The following is a 21,071-nucleotide window of genomic DNA, read 5'->3' as shown; positions in this document are numbered from 1 at the left end:
GGAGCTCCATGAGCACCAAGAATCCGACGACTCCGCCCCTGAGCGAGGTGGAGCACATCAAGGCGCGCAGCCGCCTCCTGCGGGGCACCCTGGCCGAGAGCCTCGCCGATCCGCTCACGGGCGCCATCGCCCCGGCGGACACCCAGCTGATCAAGTTCCACGGCAGCTACCAGCAGGACGACCGGGACATCCGCGAGGAGCGCCGGCAGCAGAAGCTCGAGCCGGCCTACAGCTTCATGATCCGCACCCGCCTGCCGGGCGGCGTGTGCACCCCGAAGCAGTGGCTCGCATTGGACGAGCTCGCCCGCACCCACGCCAATGGGACGCTGCGGCTGACCACGCGGCAGGCCTTCCAGCTGCACGGCGTGCTGAAGACGGACCTGAAGCGCACCATCGCGGGCATCAACGCCACGCTGCTCGACACCATCGCCGCCTGCGGCGACGTCAACCGCAACGTGATGTGCAACCCGAACCCGGTGGAGTCACGCGCACACGAGGTGGTGCACCAGTGGTCCGTGCGTCTCTCCGAGCACCTGCGTCCCAAGACGCGTGCCTATTATGAGATCTGGCTGGACGAGGAGAAGGTCGCGGGCGTCGAGGAGGAGGAGCCCATCTACGGCCCCACCTACCTGCCCCGGAAGTTCAAGGCGGCCATCGTGGTCCCGCCCCTCAATGACGTGGATGTGTATTCGCAGGACCTGGGCTTCATCGCCATCCTGGAGGCGGGAGAGGTGGTGGGCTTCAACGTCGCGGTGGGCGGAGGCATGGGCGCCACGCACGGTGACAACGCGACCTTCCCCCGGCTCGCGGACGTGATTGGCTTCATCCGCCCCGAGCAACTGCTCGAGGTCGCGGAGAACGTGGTGAAGGTCCAGCGCGACTTCGGCGATCGCACCAATCGCAAGCACGCGCGCCTGAAGTACACCATCGAGGATCGGGGCATCGCCTGGTTCGTGTCCGAGCTGGAGAAGCGGCTCGGCTATACGTTGCAGCCCGCGCGCCCGGTCGTCTTCGAGCACAACGGCGACCGCTTCGGGTGGATCCAGGGGCACGATGGGTGTTGGAGCCTGACGCTCTTCATCGAGAGCGGCCGGGTGGCGGACCGTGAGGACCATCGGCTGCTGACGGGACTGCGGGAGGTGGCCCGGGTGCACAAGGGAGACTTCCGACTCACGCCCAACCAGAACCTGATCATCGCGGGCATCGCGCCGGAGGATCGCCCGGCCATCGAGGCGCTGCTCGAGACGCACGGCATCACCCGGACCCAGCGCGCGAGCCCGCTGCGCAAGAACGCGCTGGCCTGCGTGGCCCTGCCGACGTGCGCCCTGGCCATGGCCGAGGCCGAGCGCTACCTGCCGGACCTGGTGGGACTGTTGGAGACGCGCCTGGCGGCCCACGGGCTGGAGAAGGAGAACATCCTGCTGCGCATCACCGGCTGCCCGAACGGGTGCGCCCGGCCCTACCTCGCGGAGATCGCCCTCGTGGGGAAGGCACCCGGCCGCTATAACCTGTTCCTCGGGGGAGACAAGCGGGGTCAGCGCCTCAACCGGCTATACCGCGAGAACATCGACGAGGCGGGCATCCTGGCGGCGCTCGAGCCCCTGTTCGCCGCGTACGCACGCGACAGGCAACCCGGGGAAGGGTTTGGTGACTTCACCGTGCGCACCGGCCATGTTGCCCCGCCGCCGGGTGCCGAGCGAGGTACTCCCTCCGCCCGGGCCTGAACGCGTCCCCATGCCCCAGCACGTCGGCATCGTTGCCTGCTCCGCCGAAGGCGCGGCGCTTTGTTATCGGACCCTCTGCGTGGAAGGTGCGCGGCTTCTCGGCGCGCACGCCCATCCCGAGATCTCGATGCACACGCACTCGCTCGCCGAGTACGTGAAATGCATCGACCGGGGTGATTGGCAGGGAGTGGGGGAGTTGATGCTCTCCTCCGCGAACAAGCTCGCGAAAGCCGGTGCCGACTTCCTGATCTGCCCCGACAACACCATCCACCAGGCGCTTGCTGACGTCGAGTCGCGCTCACCGCTGCCCTGGTTGCACATCGCCGAGGTCGTCGCCGCACAGGCCGTGGAGAGCGGATTCCGGCGCATCGGACTGACGGGAACTCGCTGGCTCGTCGAGAGCGAGATCTATCCGGACAAGCTCACGGCGCGCGGACTGGAATATGTGCGCCCGACTACCGCCGAACGCGAGGAAGTCAATCGCATCATCATGGATGAGTTGGTTTACGGCGTCCTCGAGCCCGAGGCGGTTGCTTGCTTTCAGCGAGTCATCAAACGGATGAAGGATGAGGGCTGCGACGCCGTCGTTCTCGGCTGCACCGAGATTCCGTTGATCATGAACGATTCGAACTCTCCGCTGCCGACGCTCGACTCCACACGCCTGCTCGCGCGGGCGGCGCTGCGCCGGGCGGTGGAGAGTTCAGCACCGTAGGTGTCGCTGCCGCTCCAGTCCTCCCGGCGGGTGCCCCGCTCGAGCGTCATCCAGGTAGGGCCACCCTCATGGGAGGTGGCCGGTTCTGGTTCTCCGGCCCTGAGGGGAAGGACAATGACCGTCGACGTCTTTGGATGTTCGAGAGACGTAGGCGCTGATCATGCACTTGCGTGTCATTCTCGTCCTCTGCCTGCTTCTGGTGCCGCTCGCGGGGCGGGCCGCCCCGGACGAGGTCGAAGCGAGGCTCCCGGTGTTGGAGCCCGTGGGGGTGAGCAGGTACCAGGGAGATGAGGGTCTCGGTCTGAGACTTGGCTTCAAGGCGCTGAGTCCCGACCCGGCTCTGACTCTGTTGCGGTTGGAAGACGCTCGGGTGGTGGTGGATGCCCTGGAGGAGGAGTTCCAGCTGGAGGAGAGGAGAGCAGGGCGGCGGCTGGTCGGGAAAGCCCACCCGGAGGCGATGGTGGTGGGCCTGTTGACCCTGTCGCCGCCGGATGCCCGGCCCTCGGACCTGGAGAGACGTGTGCGCGAGGCCTACGAGGTGCTGTACGGGCCCTCTCTGGTTGAGCTGCCAGCGTCACTGGAGAGCGCCAGATGGTTCCAGGCCTTGAAGCTCTCGCCTCGTTACATGGGAGACGGTGTGCGCGAGGCAGCAGTGGAGATGTTCAGCTCTCCGGCTGTGGTGCTTTCGGTGGGCATGTCGATGATGCTCTACATGATGGCGTGGGCGGCGCCCGAGCCCGTTTTCTCGAAAGCTTTCGCGGCAGCGGTGTCGCTGGGGCTGTTGATGACGTACACGGCGGCGGAACTCTACAACGTGGGGCTGGCCTGCCTGAACCTGTACCGGGAGGCGGAAGCGGCGAGGACGCAGGCGCAGTTGGAGGTGGTAGCCGGTCGTTTTGGGAAGGCGATAGGGGAAGTTGGACTACGGGTGCTGGTGACGATAGCGGGAGCGAAGCTGGCCAAGGGGCTGCCGGAGGTACCCAGGGGAGGGCTCTGGGCGCGACTGTCACCTCCGCGCTTCGCTTTCGCGGGAGGGCGAGGAGGTTTCAAGGTGGGGACAGGGGCTCGCGCGCAGGTGCACGTGGCGAACGGCACGGTGGTGTTCATGGGCGTGTCGGCGAACACGATTGCCTCGGCGGTGTCCTCGGCTCGGACGACGGGAGCCTGTGCCGGGTCGAAGGAGGATGACAACCATGCCCACCACCTGTGTACCAACAAGAATGACAAGTCCGAGAGCAATGGAGGCCCTTGGACACCTGTGTTCGAGGAACTTTTCGAAAAGGCGGGGATGAGTCTCAATGATCCGGAGAACATCGTCTATCTGCGAGGCCACAAGGGACCTCATCCCAAGGAGTACCACAGTGATCCCACCATATTCGCGACGACTGGCTCAAGACATGCATGAAGGCTGAGGTCGAGCGCGTTGGGTTGAGTTATCGGGCACAAGGCAGAGGAAGCCCGCCCCGGGGCAGCGGGTAGCAAGCAGGAGGAGATGGAGAGGGGAGTGGGGAGAGTGCGACACGTGAGCTGCAATTGACTCCAGGCAGCTACGTGATTTGCGCTGTGCTCAGCGAGCCCAGCTTCGTCCACAGCTTCTGCCAGAGGCTGGCCGACTCCCGGCCAATGACCAGCACCACTCTTCTGGCGTGTAACAGCACCCGCGCGGCTACTTTGAGCACCCGCTCGCGCACACGGAGCAGCCCCAGCCCTCGCCCGTGGCCTGCTCCATCAGCACGCGCGCGGCGTGCACCAGGTTGTAGGCCAGGGCATTGAGCAACAGGCGTACCTCGTTGTTGGCGAAGGCGTCGATGGACACCGCGCGCTGGACGGGCGGCTGCCCCCGGTACTTGGACTTGGGCCGTCTGGCCGAGGAGAGCGCCGGGGCCAGCACGTCCATGAGCTCTCCGAAGTGGCCCTCCGCCGTGCCGCGTTGGCGGTAGTGCTCCAGCAGCGCCTGTGCCGGCATCTGCTCCTTGCTCCAGCTCGTCACCAGCCAGAAGGCGTGCGGGAAGAGCTCGTCCTTCCTCTCCAGCACTACCAACACCACGCGCCGCGCACGGCTCCAGCCCTGCGCCTGGTACTCCCATTCGTACAGGTGGGTGCCCGGCTCCCCCAGCGGCACTCCCGAATTCATGAAGCGCGGCAGCGCCGCCTCCCGCTGCAACACGCTGGTGTTGCGCACGCGCGCCACGTAGGGCGTGCCTCGCTCCTCCAGCTTCGCCAGCAGCTTCTCCTCGGGAAAGCCCGCGTCGAAGCGCACCGCCGCCACCTCACACACCTCCTTCTCCACTCGCCCCAGCAACTCGTCGATGAATTCCAGCGCTCCATTGGCGCTGTGCACGTTTCCCTCGCGCAACCTCACGTCCAGCAGGTCTCCCGTCTCGGCGAGACTGGCGACAATCGGGTGGTACATGCGTACTCCGTAGTGCCCGTTGTACGCGCTGCCCTCCTGGTGCCCATGCACCTCCACCGGCAACCCGTCCACGTCCACCGTCACCTGCTTGAGCTTCTGGCCCTTGGGCTGCTGCGCCCTCAGCCTCCGCCCCGTCTGCCACACCAGCGCCTCGTGCAGCACCTTCCGGTTTTCCTCTCGCGCCAACATGGCCGTCAGCCGCGACAAGGTGGGCTGTGAGGCCAACCCCTCCGCTCCCCCCTCTTTCCCCCTCAGCGGCACGCTGCTCTTGCTGTCCGACACCGCCAACCTCAACGCCGCGTCCCTCCTGAGCGCGTCCGCGTCGTCGTGGTCTCTCCACCCTTGCCCCAACAGCAGAAGGTCCGTGCGCACCAACTCCCTCAGCGAGTGGGTTATCCGCTTCTCGTCTCGCGTGTCCGTCAACATCTCCCCCAGCCAGCGCGTCAGCCCCAACCGCTCGTCCACCTCCCTCAGCAGCACCGCACCTGCCTCCGACGTCAACCGCTCCGCCCTCGCCTCCAGCTTCACGGAGCCGTTGAACTCCAGCCCGAAGTCGTTGAGGATTTCACCCATGACGCGCCTCCTGCCTTGTGGTGGTGGATGTCTGAACAACACCCCTCTACCACTCGGGAGGTCAGGCGCGTCACCCTCCTTTTCCGGTCATCCTCCTGCACCTCTCGTGAATAAGGCGGGGTGATATCTTCGAACGAGTGAGCAGTGCTGTTGTGCACTGTAGGAGTCGGGCCAAGTGTCGAGCCATGCTCGTGGACGAGCTCAGTAAGATTGCAGGGGAAGTGTGTACGCCGGGCTCCAAGCTCAACAAGCTCGCCACCAGAAAGCCATGACAGCACAAATGAAGTATTACAAGCTATCCGATGACAAGTATGTGCCGGGGCGGTGGTATCTGAGGATGCCTCTCGATGATGAAGAGGGACGGGAAGAACTGTTCGACGTCTGGCGATTCAACGAGGGACGGGTCCTGAGCATCGAGCGGCCGATTCGGATAACCGTGAAGCCGGCGGGCATTGCGATCGAATTCTCTCATGCCCTGGGGATTCCCATCGTCCACCGTCGTGTGGTCTCGCTCTTCGAGCGTCTGGGCCTTCAGAAGGAAGTCCAGTTCATTCCTGTAGAGGTGGAGGGGCAGACGGAGCCCTGGTTCATCCTCAATGCCCTGCGAATCATCCGATGCATCGACGATGCCCGATGTAAGGAGGTTCTCTATTGGCTGCCGGAGGACAACCGTCCGGACAAACAGGGCCAATACCGGAATGTTCGGGGGTTGAAGGTGGACCCGGCGAAGATAGGCGATGCCAACATCTTCCGACCCTGGGGCTGGCAGGTTGTCCTCATCGTCTCCGAACACATCAAGCGGGGCATGGAGGAGGAGGGCATCACCGGCGTTGAATTCCTCGAGGTATGAGGCCACTCGTCTTGGGCATACAGTCGACTGGCCGGAGCTGGTGCTCCTCTCGCGCTGGGGTCATCCCCGTCCGCGAGCGGCGAGCTGCTTCAGCTCGCCCCTCAGTTTGAACAGGCAGTACTGGCGGATGGCCATGTACTTCAGGCCCGAGTACCCGCGGGGCACCCCCTCGATGACCATGATGAGGCAGAGGTAGGCGCGGTAGAGGTTGAGCCGGTGCCGCACCCCCTCGGTGAAGACCAGGGGAGTGCCCGTGGCCTCCTGGTACCCTCGCAGGAAATCCTGCTCCTGTTCCGCGTCCCGGAAGAGGGCCGTGGACACCAGCTCCGCGATGGGGTCACCCCAGAAGGCGCGCTCCCCATCGATGAGGGCCTCGATGCGAGGGACTCCCTCCACACGGTGGACGAAGACGTTGCCGTCCCAGAGGTCGAAGTGCGTGAGAACGGGCTCCTTCACCTGTTCGAGCACTCTTGCCCCGGCCTGGAACAGAGCGAGGATCTCTCGCGTCGGCAGAGGCAGGCGCACCTCGAGCCGCTCGGCATCCTGGAGGAGACGGTCGACCATGGCGAGGAACGCCTCGCGCCAGGTGGCCGCCTGGGTACCAGTCCCGTGCTGTGGATAACCGAAGAAGCGGCCCCGGATGGCCCCCAGTCGCCCGACCAGCTCCCCGAGCTCGGCCTGGAGGCGTGCCCGCTCCCCGTCGGTCAGCTCCTTCTTCATCTTCTCCAGCGGGGCGCCCCGCAGCCGCTCCATGAAGAAGTAGTCGCTGCCGATGCGCGAGCGCGAGAAGTCGTGGGCCAACACGCGGGGCACGGGGCAGGTCGTCTCCTTCGCGACGCGCTCGTAGAACTCGACCTCCGTTCGCATGAGGTCCCGCTCGTATGTCAGCAGGGGCTGGCCCGGTGGGGGCGCCACCTTCAGGACGACGGGGGCCTGTCCCTCCAACTCCAGCGCATACGCGGCGTTGAACATCCCATCCGTGAGCTCCTCGGCGGAGCGCACCCGTGAACTCGAACCAAAGGCGTGGTGCACGAGTGACTCGAGTTCCTCCCGCCGCAGCGTCACTTTCGTCCGACTACGCATCGTGCATCTCCCGTGGGCCGACGAGCGAGCCGTGTGGTTTTTCATCTCGGCTCGTCGGGCGCAAGGGGCACGAACCCATCGTCCTCACGAGATTCCGCCGCGGGGGCCGGGGCGAGCCGGCGCACCCGTGGGGTGGATGGCTTCGCTTCTCAGTAGGAGGTCGCGTGCACCCTCACGCCGGAGAAGTCGGAGTAGCCCTGGACCGAGATGAACCAGGTGCCCGCCGCCGGGTTGGGGATGCTGCAGGTCTCGTTGTTGCCGCCCGAGTACGGCCGGCAGGTGAAGCTGCTCTCCGTCGGCTGGGCGCCGTGCTGGATGTAGAGGTCGGCGTCACCCGTGCCGCCGGAGATGTGCACGTTGAACACCTTGAGGCCAGACGGAATGCTCACCCGGTAGTGCTTCCAATCGCCCGCGCTGCCCGACTGATTGGTCGTGTTGAGGCGGATGGTGGGCCTCTTGTTCAGGAAGGAGGAGATCCACGGCTGGAAGGACGAGACGCGCGCGTACATGCCGGGGAACTCGGGCTCGGCGCATCCGTAGCCCCAGCTCACCACGCCCGCGAGAATCTTCTCGCTGCCCTTGCTCACGATGAGCGGGCCGCCGCTGTCACCCTGGCACGAGTCCTTGCCGCCCACGCCCATGACGCCCGCGGCGAGCTGATCCTCGGAGAGGGTCAAGCCGTAGGCGGCGCCGGCCTCCTCGTTGGAGACGAGGGGCACGTCGACGGCCTGCAGCGTATCCGGCGGTGAGCCATTGGCGGCGAGGTCGCCCCAGCCCGTCACGGTGGAGAGGATGCCCGCGGCCGTCAGGCCCGCCGCCTCATCTTCCGGGGTCGCCAGCGCGATGGGCGCCACGCTGCCATTGAGCTTGAGCGGCTTGGACAGGTGCAGCAGTGCCACGTCCTTGCCCTGGCTCACGGTCTCGTAGCCCGGGAAGGGGATGACGTCGTCGACGGTGCGGACCTGTCCCTCGGTGATGATGGTGCTGAGCTGGGTGCCGCCCGCGGCGATGCGGACGCTGCTCGGGCTCCTCACGGAGAAGGAACCGCTCTGGTCCACGCAGTGCTGAGCGGTGAGGATCCAGCTCTCGTTCAGGATGGAGCCGCCGCAGAAGTGGAAGCCTGACGCGAGTTGGAAGGAGATCTGCCAGGGATGGGTGGAGATGCTCGTGTCGCTACCACCGACGATCTCCTGGCCCTGCGAGCCGAGGGACTGCTGCTGGGGAGCGAGGGACTCCTCGGGACCACAGCCTACGAGCAGGGCCGTGCTGGCGGTGCCGAGCAGGAAGAACTTTCGAACGAAGTGACGCTGCGACATGGGGGGACTCTCCTCTTACGGGGGTGAGCATCCGGGTGGGTTCGCCCGGTCGAAACGTGCTCCTCGCGGAGCACGAACGGATTCACGAGAGAAATGCCGAACCCGCCGACATCTTCGTCGGTTGATGACTGCTCATGCCAGTCAGGGGTCCCGCCTCGAGTCGCAACCCACCATGCAACTCTTTCTCTCGGTCAGGAACGCAGAACAGATAAACGTTCCCCTCTCAGGTTGTCAAGCCAGTCTCAACAAGACTCTCGCTCATGCTCGAGGCATCTCGGATTCTCATGCAATGAGGTTGCAAGTGGCCTCGCGAGAATTGGACGACATGCCTGTACGAGTGCTTCGCTTCAGGGCTTCCCGGAAGGCTCATTGCCCGAGGCCCTGGGCGAGGTGAGGGAGTCGCCTTTCGGGTCGGGGCCGCCGGTTGGAGGCCGGAGGTCCTCCGGCGGGATGCGATCCTTCAGCGAGGCGGGGAGGGTGCTTGGAACGGAGAGCCCCAACCCCGTGGCCACCCGTCTGCCGTATTCCTGATCGCACTGGCTGAAGTGCCAGAGCATGCGCTCCTGGATTTCCCGCGTGCAGCCCTTCAGCGCGTCGACGAGGTTGTGGATGAGATCATCGCGCTCCCAGTCCTCGAACTTGCGGAAGCGCTCACCGGCCTGGCGGTAGTTGTTCTGCCGGTCGATCTTCTGCTTCACCAGATTGCCCGCGACGTAGGGCGTGTGGTCCGGGCCGTCCTGCCGGGCCTCCCTCAGCCCGCCCAGGCTCGAGGGCTCGTAGTTGACGTGCGGGTTGCGGGTGCGCTCGGTCTCCTCCGTGTATGCCATCAGCCCCGCCTGCTGGTTGCTGGCCACCGGCCGCTTCGGCGCGTTGATGGGCAGTTCCAGGTAGTTGACTCCCACCCGGTAGCGCTGGGTGTCCGAGTACGAGAACGTCCGGCCCTGCAGGAGTTTGTCGTCCGAGAAGTCCAGGCCGTCCACCAGCACGCCCGTGCCGAAGGCGGCCTGCTCCACTTCCGCGAAGAATTCCACCGGATTGCGGTCCAGCACCATCCGCCCCACGGGTCGCAGTGGGAACGAGTCCTCGGGCCAGAGCTTGGTCGCGTCCAGCGGATCGAAGTCGAGCTCCGGGTGCTCCCCATCACTCATCATCTGCACGCAGAACTCCCACTCTGGGAACTCGCCCCTCTCGATGGCCTCGTACAGGTCCTGCGTGGCGTGGTTGAAGTTCTTCGCCTGGATCTCCTCGGCCTGGGATTGGAGGAGGTTCTTCACGCCCTGCTTGGGCACCCAGTGGTACTTGACCAGGACGGCCTCGCCCCGAGCGTCGACCCATTTGTAGGTGTTGACGCCCGAGCCCTCCATGAAGCGGTAGCTGGCGGGGATGCCCCAGGGGCTGAAGAGGAACGTGATCATGTGCATCGCCTCGGGCGAGAGGCTGATGAAGTCGAAGATGCGCCGGGCATCCTGCCGGTTCGTGACAGGGTCCGGCTTGAAGGCATGGACGAGGTCCGGGAACTTCATCGCGTCGCGGATGAAGAAGACCTTGAGGTTGTTGCCCACCAGATCCCAGTTGCCGTCCTCCGTGTAGAACTTGACCGCGAAGCCACGCGGATCTCGCAGCGTCTCGGGGGAGTGGCCGCCGTGGATGACGGAGGAGAGGCGAACGAAGACCGGTGTGCGCTTGCCCTTCTGTTGGAACAGCTTCGCGCGCGTGTATTTCGAGATGGGCTCGTCACCCACCGTCCCGTAGGCCTCGAAATAGCCGTATGCCCCGGTGCCCCGGGCATGCACCACGCGCTCGGGGATGCGCTCCCGGTCGAAGTGGGTGATCTTCTCGAGGAAGTGGTAGTTCTCCAGCGTGGTCGGACCGCGCGCTCCCACGGAACGCACGCTCTGGTTGTTGGAAACGGGGTGCCCCTGTCGGGTGGTCAGGATGCTCTCCTTCGCGTCCTTCGCCCCGTCGTTCACCGTGCCGTGCCCCGTCCCCATCGCGAGCTGCTTCAGCAAGGCCGCGTCCGTCTTCCTGTTCATCGAGTCTCCCCTTGGTGACTCCCGCGGAGTGCACCATTCGCGGCGAGGGGGCGGGAAACCATCGGTCCGAGGTGCATGGAGCCAGAACCCGACACGGATTCCGCGAAAGCGTCCGCCACTCGTCATGGAGAAAAGTGACACCCTCGCACCCGATGAATATGCGAGGCTGATCGCATGGAACGCTTCGTCAAGGTCGCCGAGGGGATCTCGCTCTGGGTGGAGTCACGAGGTCCAGAGGATGCGCCCACTGTCTTGCTCATCATGGGGGCCAATGCCTCGGGGCTGGCCTGGCCCGATGCTTTCGTTGACCTCCTGGCCCGGAAATACCGGGTCATCCGTTATGACCACCGGGATACCGGTGCGTCCACCTGGGCTTTCGACACGAAGCCCTATCCCCTGCACCGGCTGGCCGAGGACGCGCTGGCCGTCCTCGATGCATTCGGCATTGGCCGCGCGCACGTCGTGGGCCTGTCCGTGGGGGGCTTCCTCACCCAATGGCTCATGGTCGAGCATCCCTCGCGTCTGCTCAGCGCGACGGTCATCGGAGCGGCCGCTCTCCAGGGGACGCCCGCCCTCGAGGACGGGACGCAACAGGCTCCCATCGATCCGGAGCTGCTCGAGTTCTGGAGCCACATGTTCGAGCCGCGCGACCTCGAGGCGGAGATCGAATGGCGGGTGGAGAACTGGCGCCGGCTCAACGGGCGGGTGATCCCCTTCGATGCCGAGGAATTCCGTTCGCTGGAGCGGCGCATCATCGCCCACGCCGGCCGTCACGACAATCCGGGAGCCCACGCGCGAGCCGACTACTCCGCGCTGGCTCGTGGGGCGGAGCTCGTCCGCTCCACCGTACCCACGCTCGTCATCGCCACCCCGGAGGATCCCACCAATCCCGCGTCCAATTCACGGCACCTGGCGGCGAACCTGCCGCGCTCGACGCTCGTGACCATCGAAGGAATGGGGCACGCGATTCCGCACGCGGTCGTGCCCCGGCTCGCGGCGGCGATCCTGGACCACCTCGAGGCCGTGGAAACGGAGGCCTCGAGAGTTTCGTGAGGCCTTATCTCCGAGTGGGAGGGTCGCCAGCCAGCGGACCATGTCCATCGCGCTGAGGACGCCCACCACCATGCGTTCCTCCGCGAGCATCTCCTCGCCGACGCAGTAGAGGTCCCGGGTCATCAGTTCGTCCACGCGGGTTTGGTCGAGCAGTGGAGGGAACAGGGGCTCGTCCGCCTCGCCAGGAGGGGGTGTAGGGACTCCTCTCTTGGTGTGGCAACGGATGCGCTGGGCGGCTCACCACCAGGCTTCGGCCTGGAGACCCACCGAGGTGCCAGCCCTCTGGTCACCAAACACCTGACGCAGACGCGACGTCGGGTCGAAGCTCAAGCGAGCCGCCTCGTCCCAGATGGCGTGCGTGACGAATAGACGGACCGTCGGGCGGGAGCTGGCCTGATCGCCCGCGGACACCGCCGTCGCCAGGGTGAGCTTGGTCATGTTGCGGGTGTGCCCACCGTTGTCCGGCTTGACCACGTCATGGCCAGCCTCGGCCAGCACGCGGAAGGGACCGATGACATGCGTGTCGGAGCGGACGCCGATGCCAAACCACTTGTTGCCAGCGTTACCAGCGGCCTTGTTGATGCGGTACTCGGCCAGGCCCTCGATGATGGTGCCACCCAGGGAAGCCGACTGCTGAAGCACGACGCGGCTGTTGCGCGTGGTGCCGTACCAATCCATCTTCAAGCCGACGAGCGTGTTGCCCCCGAACAGGACGCCGTTCAGGGTCTGGTAGAGACCCACGGCCAGTCCATTCGCTTCCTGGGCCGGAGAGTCGGAGGACACCTGGTCATCGCTCCGGAGCTGCACGGACGGAGTGACGTACATGGCGAGCTCGCCGCCGGGCAGGTCCTTGATGCCAGTCAGTCGTACGGGCACGCTGATGCGGTTGTTGTTGGCACTCCCGCGAGGGTTCAGCATGGCGGCCACGCTGAGCTTGCCCACGACGACGTTCATGTCCTCGATGCCCGCACCATCGCCATCGTTGATCTCGAGGAACTGGTCGTTGATGCCGGTCTGGAGACGGTTGTAGAAGCGCCGGCCCACCCAGATCTTGCCATTGCCGAGCGCCGCGATGTTGGTCCCATAGGCATAGACCTGACCGAAGCGGGCCACGAGCTCGTCCGTACCGCTATCGGGAATGACCACCCCTGAGTTGTAGGTTTGAAACTCCTTGCCTCCCCAGGCGCGATAGATTCCGGGCATGAAGTGCACATGCCAGTCAGAGCCCGAAGCCGAGACGAGCCTGGCATTGAGGCTCGGCTCGATGACGTAGTCACACTCGTTACCCAGACGCCATTTGGTGTCGGCACCGGGCAGGCCGGCGCAAACTTGCGTACCACCCCGAACGTTGATGCCAGTCCCGGCGCGCATGTAGCCCGAGAAGATGATGGGGATGGGAAGCGGGTCGGCATGCGCCGTCATGGCGGCACAGGTGGCGGTGATGGCCGCGAGCAGGGCTTTGTTCGTCATCAGGGTTCTCTTCACTGGCTGTAGGGGATTCACGTCTGTTCTGGGGAGCCACGGCTCCGGGGTGGGCGCGGTGCGGCAGGGAGCACCCACCCCGGAGTGTTGCCCTCAACTCAAGGAGTGGAGCAGAGGGTTCCGTTGAGGGTGAAGGCGGACGGTGCCGGCAGGTTGGACCCCGACGCGTTCGCGTTGAACCCGAAGGTGACCGAGCCGTTCGGCGGGATGGTTCCGCTCCAGGCCTCGTTCTCGGCGGTCACCGTGGTGCCCTGCTGGGAGAGCTTCGCGCTCCAGCCGTTGGTGACCGTCTGGCCATCCGTGTAGTCCCACTGCAGCTTCCAACCGGAGATCGTGCTGGAGCCGGTGTTGGTGATCTGGATGTTGCCGGTGAACCCACCGAACCACTTGTTGGGCTCGCTGTAGGCCACCTCGCAGTTCCCGGCGGGCGGGGTCTCGGCCGTGGTGAAGGTGACAGCGGGAGACGCGGGAGAGCGGTTGCCAGCGGCGTCACGAGCGACCACGTAGAAGGTGTACGAGGTCGAGGGCGTGAGGCCCGTGAGGCTGGTGGAGGTTCCGGTGGGCGAGGCCACCAGCTCACCGGAAGCGCCGTTCGCCCGGTACACCTCGTAGCCGGTCACGCCCATGTTGTCGCGCGCGGCGGACCAGCTCAGCTGGGCGGTCGTGCCCGTCACGCCGCTCGCGGTCGGCGCCCCGGGTGCGGTGGGCGCCTCGTCGTCCGGCGCCCCGCTGTCGAAGACCACGTCGGAGCAGTTGTAGAAGGCCTCCGGGCTGTCCGAGCGCTCCCAGATGGAATAGATGATGTGCTGGCCGCTCTTGCCAGTCGGCAACTGCGCGCTCCACGTGTACTCGGGACCCTCGGGACCGCTTCCGTTGATGGGGGGGTTGGTGACCGTGTTGAACAGCTCGAGGTCGGACCACTTCAGGGGCTGGCTCGGATCCCACCCATCTTTGGTCACGTACTGGTACCAGGTGCCGGGGTGCGGTGCCCACGCGTTGTACCGGATGGTGATGGTGGTACCGGCCTGCAGTGGGGTCGCTGGCCAGTCCGGGTGGACCATGTTGTAGGCATCGAAGAGCGGGGTGGGGCCGCACAGCTTCCCATCCGGGATGATCTCCTGGTGCCGGCCGGCCGCGTTGCTGATGAGGTTCCCGAACCAGTTCCAGAGCGGATTCTTGCCACCCTCGGCCACGGCGGCGACGCAGGCCGGGTTGGTGGGCTGGAGGTCACCGCCATTCCCGCCGGCCTTGCCATCCAGGTAGCAGGCATAGGTCCTGGTGGCGGGGTAGGTCATCCCTCCGTGGGCAGATGCGTCCTGGAGCGGCAGCACCGCTCCCAGGGTGGTCAATCCGATGACAGCGGCACACGAAACACCATTGCTTCGCTTTTGCATGGCTATCCCTCCTTGGTGCTCAATGCGTGAGTGCTGCTCTACGGCTCGGTGCCCCAGGCCAGGACGCCGCTGCGGTACACGGTCATCTTGCTGGACGTGGAGAACGAGGTCTTGGTCGGGTCGAACGAGTAGTCATTCGTCTCGTCGAAGTTGGACCAGTTGCTCTTGTTGAACCGGATCTGGATTTCACCCGTGTCGCGGCCCCCGGCAAGCGAGCCGGCTCCCGCGGTGAAGCCGAACTCGATGTAGTGCGTGGCGCCCGTCTTCGGAGCGGACATCTGAACCACGGTGGAGGTGATGTTCGCGCAGTTCAGGGTGGCGTAGTCACACGCGACCTGGATCTGCTCTCCGGAATCCGGTGTGAAGTAGTAACGGACCTTCAGCTCGCTCAGGGGGACGCTGGTGGTTCCACCATTGGCGACCTTGAAGTGGGGCCGGACCTGGTTGTTGGTCGGCGTGTTGCCATCACCATCGCGGTATTGGACCGAGAGGCTGGACGCTGGCGCCTGCTGCGTGGTCGCGGAGGCCTGCGAGGACGCGGAGGACTCATTGCCGGACGTGTCGACGGCCGTGAGCTTGTAATAGTAGGTCGTCGAGGCGTTCAGCCCGCTGTCGGAGTAGGAGGCGGCCGTGATGCCGCTGGCGATCCGGTTGGACGCGGAGGGCGTGAAGCCGCTGGTCGTGGAGCGGTAGAGGTTGTAGCCCTTCAGATCGGCCTCGGCGTTTGCGGCCCAGGTCAGCTGGATCTGGCTGGAGCTGGCCGCGGTTGCGCTCAGGCTCGTCGGAGCCGCGGGCGGTACGCTGTCCGGGGCGGACGTGGTCGCGGAGGCCTGCGAGGACGCGGAGGACTCATTGCCAGACGTGTCGACGGCCGTGAGCTTGTAGTAGTAGGTCGTCGAGGCGCTCAGCCCGGTATCGGCGTAGGCGGTAGTCGTGAGGCCGGTGGCGATCCGGTTGGACGCGGAGGGCGTGAAGCCGCTGGTCGTGGAGCGGTAGAGGTTGTAGCTCGCCAGATCCGGCTCCGTGTTCGCGCTCCACTGGAGGTTGAGCCGCGACGGATTGGACGCGGCGGCCAACAGACCGACCGGAGACGCGGGAGGGATCGTGTCGGTCGAGACGGGACCGGGCTCGGTGCCGAAGACCCGGACGCCGTTGTCATAGACGGGGATGTACGGGGTCTTCGCCGCGGACGAGGTCAGGTTCTTGTAGGACGGGTCGTTGGTCGGATCCCAGGGCGAGCCCACCGCGTTGGCGATACGGAACTGGACTTCCTTGCGGTACGCGGACTGCCCTCCGGGGTAGATCAGGGTGCCGGTGAAGTCGGCCGTGACGTAGTAGATGTTTCCAGACCACTGCTTGAGTGGCAGGACCCTGGCCCCCTGGTGGTAGTTCGTGGTGACCGTCAGATCCGAAGGAGAGCCCCCGGCGGCGATGACCTCGGAGAGATCGACGAAGTACCGGAAGGAGAGCTTGTCGCCCACGCGAGCCGGCCAGCCGGAGATGTTGTGGAGGTACGCCCGGATCTCCGTGAAGTTGGAGCTGGATACGTTGATGCCAGCCTCCACGTAGAACTCATCCGTGTTCGGCGTCTCCCGCTTCGGGAAGGTCGGGTCCGGCGTACCGCCGTAGAGGAGGTACATCTTGGCCAGCGCACCGGTGAAGGCCGCGTTGTAGTCCGTGGCGACCTCGTTCGAGACGTAGTTGGTCCGGTCATCCACATACGCATCCGACGCGTCCGGGCCCCCCACCAGCGCGCCGTACAGGATGTGCCGACTCTCGGCCGGGCTGGAGAGGGAGTCGGCCCAGGCGCCGTGCGCCGTGCGGTGGTGCGGGTTGCGGGGTGGGTTCACACCGAAGCCCACCACGTAACTCGAGTTCCGCGGGTTCTCTCCGAGCATGTAGCGGATCTGCCGGGAGGCGAAGTCGCGGTAACGCGTGGACCTGGCCGGATCGCTGGCGGCGATGTCGTCGGAGTAGACGAACGCGAGGAACGAAGCGTTCGCGGTGTAGCGGAGGCTGCCCCACTGATCCAACCAGGCCAGCCCGCCAGGGGTATAGCGGACCCGCTCGTTGTTGTAGCCGGTGGTCCAGTAATCCAGGTTCCGCTCCATGGAGGACTTGTAGATGTCCTTCCCCGTCAGACGGGCGAGCAGGAGCTGGGCACCGAAATGCTTGTCATCCCAGTTCTGCGTCCACTTGTAGCTCCAGTAGGACGTCTGCCCCTCGGAGCCCCAGTTGGCGGTGTAGCTCTCGGCCTTCGTCAGGTAGCTGCTCTCGTTGGTGGCCAGGTACAACCAGGCGCCAGCCCAACTCAGCTCGTCCCAGTAGCCGCTCCAGGAGTTGTAATAGGACTGAACGTCCTTGATGCAGTCGGAGTACTTGCCCCGGTACGTGTCCGCGAAGGCGAAGAGCTGCTTCGCATGCGTCAGCAGGGTGGCCGAGTAGGCCGGATCGGAGGCCCTGAACACGATGGACGAGGCGGCCATGGCGGCAGCCGTCTCACCGGCCAGATCGGAGCCGGGACAGGATGCATCGATCTTGAATGCGGGCCGGGCCATCTGCATCACCTCGGCCGGTCCCCACCAGGCGTGATCCGGGCCTCCCGCCCCGACCTGACCATACAGCTCGTTCGGAGCGGTATGCGCCTTGATGAAGTAGTCGTTGACCCAGCGGAGGTTGTCCAGAATGGCATCCAGCTGTCCGCTCTGCTGGAATCCCTCCTCGTACTCGTAGACGGACCAGGCCAGCAGCGTCGCGCTGGCGGCCATGGGGAGGCCGAACTTCACGTGATCACCCGCGTCGTACCAGCCGCCGGTCAGATCCTTGCCCACGTCGGCTCCGTCCTGCAGGCCGGAATCTCCTCGCCAGCTCACCCGGTTGGTGGCGGGCAGGGGACCTGAGCGCTGGGCCTCGTAGAACCAGATGGACTTCTGCAGGGCCTCCGCGTAGTTGAACGTCTGCGCCTGCGCAACCAGAGGGCTCACGACCGACGACAAGCCCATCAGGAGTGCGGCGGGTGTTGCCAGTAAATGCTTGCGCATCTCGGGTCAGCTCCTTCGATGTGTTCGTTGAGTGAGGGCCTGGGAGGCCTGGATCATCCGCGCGGCGGAGCGCGATCCGCGCCCCGCCGCCGTGCACGACGAGAAAATGCAGCTCGACGGTCCCCATGCCCCGTCGAGCTGCATTCAGCTCACTTCACACAGCTCACTTCACATTGATGGTGCAGTTCTGCCCTTCCACGCGAGCACCGCTGGGCACCGGCTTCGCGCCGCTGTAGTTCGCCACGAAGCCGGCCTCGATGCTGCTGCCGGGCTGGACCGTGGAGTTGCCCTGGGGCGTCACCTCGAGCGAGCGGCCCGTCTTCGTGAAGACTCCGTTCCAGTAGTTGTTGATGGTGAAGTCGTTGGTGGCCGTCCAGCTGACCTTCCAGTTCGTCAGGGGCTGCGTCCCATCGTTCTGTAGGATGACCCGTCCGACATGACCGGAGCCCCAGTCATTGCTGGTATCCACGGTCAGCGTGCAGGTCGGGGGAGGCGCGATGTCATTGTCGATCTCCGTCGCGTTGACCGACACCGCCGGGAGGCCGCTCGCCGTCAGCTTGAACTGCGCGGTCCCGTTGAGCTCATCCGCGTCCTCCACCGCACCGAGGGTGACGGTCTGACCCACGTTCCAGTTCGCGGGCGTGAAGGTCAGCGTGGACCCGGACGACACGAACAGATCCGCGTCACCGGAGGCCTTGGCCACGGAGACCGTGACATTGCTCGTCGGCGCCGCGGACAGGCTCACCGTGAAGCTCGCGGACGCGCCCTCGGGCACGCTGACGTCGCTCGAGGAGGTCACGATGCCCGCGGGAGGCGGGGTGGTGCCTCCATCCAGCAGCCGCGCGTAGTCCGCCATGGCCATGGCGATGTCCGCCTGGGCCCAGAAGCGGTGGTAGGTGAACTCGGGCACCGGGCCGCCGTTCAGGAAGCTCTGAACCTTCGGCCAATCCGGATCCTGCCGGTACTTCGGACGCAGGCTGATGAACGTCGCGTTCGAGTCGATCGTCGCACCCTGCGCGTTCGTTCCCGTCCAGCCCGACGGGATGAAGACGCCGTCGCCCGTCGTCGGGTTGTAGGTGTCGTCGAAGCGCTTGTAGTCCTCACGCTTCTCGGGCACGGCCACGCCCTTCGGGGTCTGGTAGTTCGCCCACATCCGGTCGAGCAGTTCCTTGGCCAGGGTCTTGGCGCTCGTGTTGCCGGACTTGGCCGCGTAGAAGATCAGCGTACGCGCGTAGGCCGCGGTCACACCGACGTCGTTGGTGTAGTCCAGGACCGTCACGTGCAGGTTGCTGTTGCTGCCCGGGTTGGCCGGGTTCCAGGTGTCCGGCTCACCCGTCCACTGCAGGGTGCTCGGAACCTGGAACTTGCCGTCCGCGGTGAGCGTGGTGTGCTGGGACGCCCAGGCCACCCACTTGTCGAGCATCTTCTTGGCCTTGGCGTCACCCGTGACGTAGTAGTACTCCGCCACGCGCTGCACGGACCACGCCTGGAAACCGAACCACTGGTTGCTCGCGGGGTCGTGGTAGACGGGGCGCCAGTCGTAGTACATGCCGTAGAAGGACGACGCGCTCTCCGGCTGAGCGTAACGGCCCTTCCAGCTGTTCGTGGCGCCGCCCGCGAAGCCACCCTCGGCCGACTGCAACCACGTGTAGAACTCGATCTGCCGCTGCAAGCTCGTCGCCCAGTCGGCGGCGCCGGTCGCGGACTGGGGCCGCAGGAACGACGCGTTGCTCAGGACGTAGGCCGCCATCGGATTCTGGTACCCGAAGTGGCTGTGGCTCGAGCCGATACGCCAGGCCCAACCACCACTCGTGTCAATGGCACCACCCCACGAGTAGTACCACGACAGCAGGTAATGCATGCTGTCCTTGCCAGTGCCCGCGGGGCAGGCGGTCTCTCCAATGCACTGTCCGATACGCTTGAAGTACTTGTCGAACATCGCGTAGCGGAGATAGTCGCCCATCTTGGCCGCCTTCTTCATCACGTCAGCGACCTGGCTCTCCTTGCCCTGCTCCTTCGCCCAGGTGTAGGCCCAGTACGCGGCCTGAACGGCGCGGGCATCCGCGTCCGGCGCGTTGGTGTAGCGCCACTGGCGGGAGTAGTTGGCGTCTCCCGTGAAGAGGCTCATGAAGCCCTGTCCCGGCTTGCCCCAGGTGAAGGTATCGCACGAGGGATGCGGAACCGTCTCCCACACGGACTCCTGTGAGCCGCGCTGGAAGGTGTTGATGTACGACGGAGAGGTCGTGCCATCTCCGCACCGGCCGTAGCCATACCAGTTGTCCACGTCCAGCAACCAGTGCATGCCATAGATGTCGCTGGTGCCATACGTGGCCTTCAGCTCACCCGCGATGGGATCGCTTCCGACCGCCACATCCGCGCGCAGCGGGGAAGGGTACTGGCTCGGCAGATCCCACTCACCGGCATACGTGGCCGGCTTGCTCGCCTGGTAGAACGAGTTGGTCGGCTGATCCGCCTGGGACGGGATGATGTACTTCTCCATGTTGGCCCAGGCGGCGTTGAAGGGCGCCCAGTCGCCCGTCACATGGCCATACTCCGCCTCCAGCCACAGCCAGTAGCTGTAGGCCTCCGAGGTGGTCTCGTGCCCATGGTCCGGAGCCTCGACCATCAGGGTCTCGACGGAGTGATAGGGCACGCCCTTGGGACTGAAGTACCCGTTCGCCGGGTCCTTGATCTTGTTGTACTGCTCGAGGAACCGCTGCGTATAGGTGGACTCTCCAGCGAGAGCCACGGCCAGGGGGCGCGCTGGCTTGTTGTGCGTTGCGGCAATGGCTTGCGCGGGGGCGGCAACCGCTACCGTCAGACAGAGAGCCTGCGTCACAGCTGATTTGAGAGAACGCAAGAACATCACTTCCTCCTCGGGGTTGACTGCGCGAACGACGAACGACTGTCTGCTCCCCACTTGCCTCCAGCGCTTCCAGAAGCCATGACGAGATGACTATCGAGGTGCCAGCCTTTCAGACGGTGTCCGAAGACACCGTTTCTGCTGGAAGCGCTCGGTCCCTGGAGAGGATCGTGTTGGAGGTTCAGGCGGGAATCAGAGGGGTGGAGATGAGCACGACTGTCGGGGTGACTCAGGGCTCCGCTGATTCTTCTGGTACACCAATCAATTCTGAGATGCAAGCGAATACGGTTTTTCCATGTTCATGGATATGTATGAGAAAAAGCGAAGGAGGAACGACCGCGGGAAGCACAAACACCACCAAACCCGTCCTGGGTTGGTGGTGTTCGCCAATGATGAGGGTTGTGGAAGACGGTCCGCTCGAGCCGCTGCTGGCGGTGCTCCTCGCGTGACCCCGCGTCAGAGCTTCGCGCCTGGCTGTCCGTCAGAGCGCGGGGCTTGCCCTGGCGCTCGTCGCTCCTGAGCTGCTCACGCGGC

General features: G+C 65.4%; 13 protein-coding genes and 2 pseudogenes. 6 read left to right on the top strand and 9 right to left on the bottom strand.

The genetic code is table 11. The features are described from left to right. The first annotated feature begins 8 nt into the window (after nt 1-8). From cysI to JQX13_RS46705, 3 genes and pseudogenes are all read left to right on the top strand, one after another. On the top strand, nt 9-1,724 hold the full coding sequence (cysI, locus tag JQX13_RS46715; RefSeq protein ID WP_203405859.1) for an assimilatory sulfite reductase (NADPH) hemoprotein subunit: 1,716 nt from the start codon (nt 9-11) through the stop codon (nt 1,722-1,724). Between the two features lie 10 nt (nt 1,725-1,734). Then, entirely contained in the window at nt 1,735-2,436 is a 702-nt protein-coding gene (locus JQX13_RS46710; protein WP_203405858.1) for an aspartate/glutamate racemase family protein, read from the top strand. Between the two features lie 160 nt (nt 2,437-2,596). Then, a pseudogene (locus JQX13_RS46705) lies at nt 2,597-3,802 on the top strand (AHH domain-containing protein); the annotation flags it as partial. 181 nt (nt 3,803-3,983) lie between these two features. Here JQX13_RS46705 and JQX13_RS55745 read toward each other — a convergent pair. Both JQX13_RS55745 and JQX13_RS46700 read right to left on the bottom strand, forming a co-directional pair. Continuing rightward, on the bottom strand, nt 3,984-4,115 hold the full coding sequence (locus JQX13_RS55745) for a hypothetical protein (protein WP_275424884.1): 132 nt from the start codon (nt 4,113-4,115) through the stop codon (nt 3,984-3,986). Continuing rightward, complete coding sequence (locus JQX13_RS46700; RefSeq protein ID WP_203405856.1) at nt 4,103-5,422, bottom strand: IS1380 family transposase; 1,320 nt, start codon at nt 5,420-5,422, stop codon at nt 4,103-4,105. The genes JQX13_RS55745 and JQX13_RS46700 overlap by 13 nt, the downstream gene beginning before the upstream one ends. Before the next feature lie 122 nt (nt 5,423-5,544). Here JQX13_RS46700 and JQX13_RS56680 point away from each other — a divergent pair. Both JQX13_RS56680 and JQX13_RS46695 read left to right on the top strand, forming a co-directional pair. Continuing rightward, nucleotides 5,545-5,694 (top strand): annotated as a pseudogene (locus tag JQX13_RS56680) (AHH domain-containing protein); the annotation flags it as partial. Nucleotides 5,695-5,702: 8 nt separating this feature from the next. Next, nucleotides 5,703-6,272 carry an imm11 family protein gene (locus tag JQX13_RS46695; RefSeq protein ID WP_239014285.1) on the top strand — a complete coding sequence of 190 codons (570 nt, stop codon included), beginning with the start codon at nt 5,703-5,705 and terminating at the stop codon, nt 6,270-6,272. 60 nt (nt 6,273-6,332) lie between these two features. Here JQX13_RS46695 and JQX13_RS46690 read toward each other — a convergent pair whose 3' ends face one another. The 3 genes from JQX13_RS46690 to JQX13_RS46680 all read right to left on the bottom strand — a co-directional run bounded on the left by JQX13_RS46690 (nt 6,333) and on the right by JQX13_RS46680 (nt 10,704). Next, entirely contained in the window at nt 6,333-7,355 is a 1,023-nt protein-coding gene (locus tag JQX13_RS46690; RefSeq protein WP_203405855.1) for a phosphotransferase family protein, read from the bottom strand. A 149-nt stretch (nt 7,356-7,504) separates the two neighbouring features. Further along, nucleotides 7,505-8,671, bottom strand: coding sequence for a trypsin-like serine protease (locus JQX13_RS46685; protein ID WP_203405854.1), 1,167 nt, complete (start codon nt 8,669-8,671; stop codon nt 7,505-7,507). A gap of 347 nt (nt 8,672-9,018) precedes the next feature. Further along, complete coding sequence (locus JQX13_RS46680; RefSeq protein WP_430384125.1) at nt 9,019-10,704, bottom strand: catalase; 1,686 nt, start codon at nt 10,702-10,704, stop codon at nt 9,019-9,021. A gap of 174 nt (nt 10,705-10,878) precedes the next feature. Between JQX13_RS46680 and JQX13_RS46675 the strand changes: the two genes are divergently transcribed. After that, nucleotides 10,879-11,757: an alpha/beta fold hydrolase gene (locus JQX13_RS46675; protein ID WP_203405853.1), complete on the top strand. Its 879-nt coding sequence runs from the start codon at nt 10,879-10,881 to the stop codon at nt 11,755-11,757. A 237-nt stretch (nt 11,758-11,994) separates the two neighbouring features. Here the strand turns inward: JQX13_RS46675 and JQX13_RS46670 are convergent, their stop codons facing one another. The 4 genes from JQX13_RS46670 to JQX13_RS46655 form a co-directional block, all read right to left on the bottom strand. Further along, nucleotides 11,995-13,227 (bottom strand): carbohydrate porin, encoded by a 1,233-nt coding sequence (locus tag JQX13_RS46670; RefSeq protein WP_203405852.1) that lies wholly within the window; start codon nt 13,225-13,227, stop codon nt 11,995-11,997. 110 nt (nt 13,228-13,337) lie between these two features. Then, a complete protein-coding gene (locus JQX13_RS46665) occupies nt 13,338-14,633 on the bottom strand; it encodes a lytic polysaccharide monooxygenase (protein WP_203405851.1) in 1,296 nt (431 codons plus the stop codon). 38 nt (nt 14,634-14,671) lie between these two features. Beyond that, complete coding sequence (locus JQX13_RS46660) at nt 14,672-17,617, bottom strand: glycoside hydrolase family 9 protein (RefSeq protein WP_239014284.1); 2,946 nt, start codon at nt 17,615-17,617, stop codon at nt 14,672-14,674. Between the two features lie 220 nt (nt 17,618-17,837). Continuing rightward, nucleotides 17,838-20,423 carry a glycoside hydrolase family 48 protein gene (locus JQX13_RS46655; RefSeq protein ID WP_239014283.1) on the bottom strand — a complete coding sequence of 862 codons (2,586 nt, stop codon included), beginning with the start codon at nt 20,421-20,423 and terminating at the stop codon, nt 17,838-17,840. Between the last annotated feature and the right edge of the window lie 648 nt (nt 20,424-21,071).

It is taken from the genome of Archangium violaceum, assembly GCF_016859125.1.
GTDB classification, from domain to species: Bacteria; Myxococcota; Myxococcia; order Myxococcales; family Myxococcaceae; genus Archangium; species Archangium violaceum_A.
Note: the sequence above shows the minus strand (reverse complement) of the source record. Positions and strands in the feature narration are given on the sequence as shown.

What these genes read in the sequence shown, in the direction of transcription:
- cysI (WP_203405859.1), top strand. Translation starts at nt 9, where the DNA reads ATGAGCACCAAGAATCCGACGACTCCGCCCCTGAGCGAGGTGGAGCAC.
- JQX13_RS46710 (WP_203405858.1), top strand. Translation starts at nt 1,735, where the DNA reads ATGCCCCAGCACGTCGGCATCGTTGCCTGCTCCGCCGAAGGCGCGGCG.
- JQX13_RS46700 (WP_203405856.1), bottom strand. Translation starts at nt 5,422, where the DNA reads ATGGGTGAAATCCTCAACGACTTCGGGCTGGAGTTCAACGGCTCCGTG.
- JQX13_RS46695 (WP_239014285.1), top strand. Translation starts at nt 5,703, where the DNA reads ATGAAGTATTACAAGCTATCCGATGACAAGTATGTGCCGGGGCGGTGG.
- JQX13_RS46690 (WP_203405855.1), bottom strand. Translation starts at nt 7,355, where the DNA reads ATGCGTAGTCGGACGAAAGTGACGCTGCGGCGGGAGGAACTCGAGTCA.
- JQX13_RS46685 (WP_203405854.1), bottom strand. Translation starts at nt 8,671, where the DNA reads ATGTCGCAGCGTCACTTCGTTCGAAAGTTCTTCCTGCTCGGCACCGCC.
- JQX13_RS46680 (WP_430384125.1), bottom strand. Translation starts at nt 10,704, where the DNA reads ATGAACAGGAAGACGGACGCGGCCTTGCTGAAGCAGCTCGCGATGGGG.
- JQX13_RS46675 (WP_203405853.1), top strand. Translation starts at nt 10,879, where the DNA reads ATGGAACGCTTCGTCAAGGTCGCCGAGGGGATCTCGCTCTGGGTGGAG.
- JQX13_RS46670 (WP_203405852.1), bottom strand. Translation starts at nt 13,227, where the DNA reads ATGACGAACAAAGCCCTGCTCGCGGCCATCACCGCCACCTGTGCCGCC.
- JQX13_RS46665 (WP_203405851.1), bottom strand. Translation starts at nt 14,633, where the DNA reads ATGCAAAAGCGAAGCAATGGTGTTTCGTGTGCCGCTGTCATCGGATTG.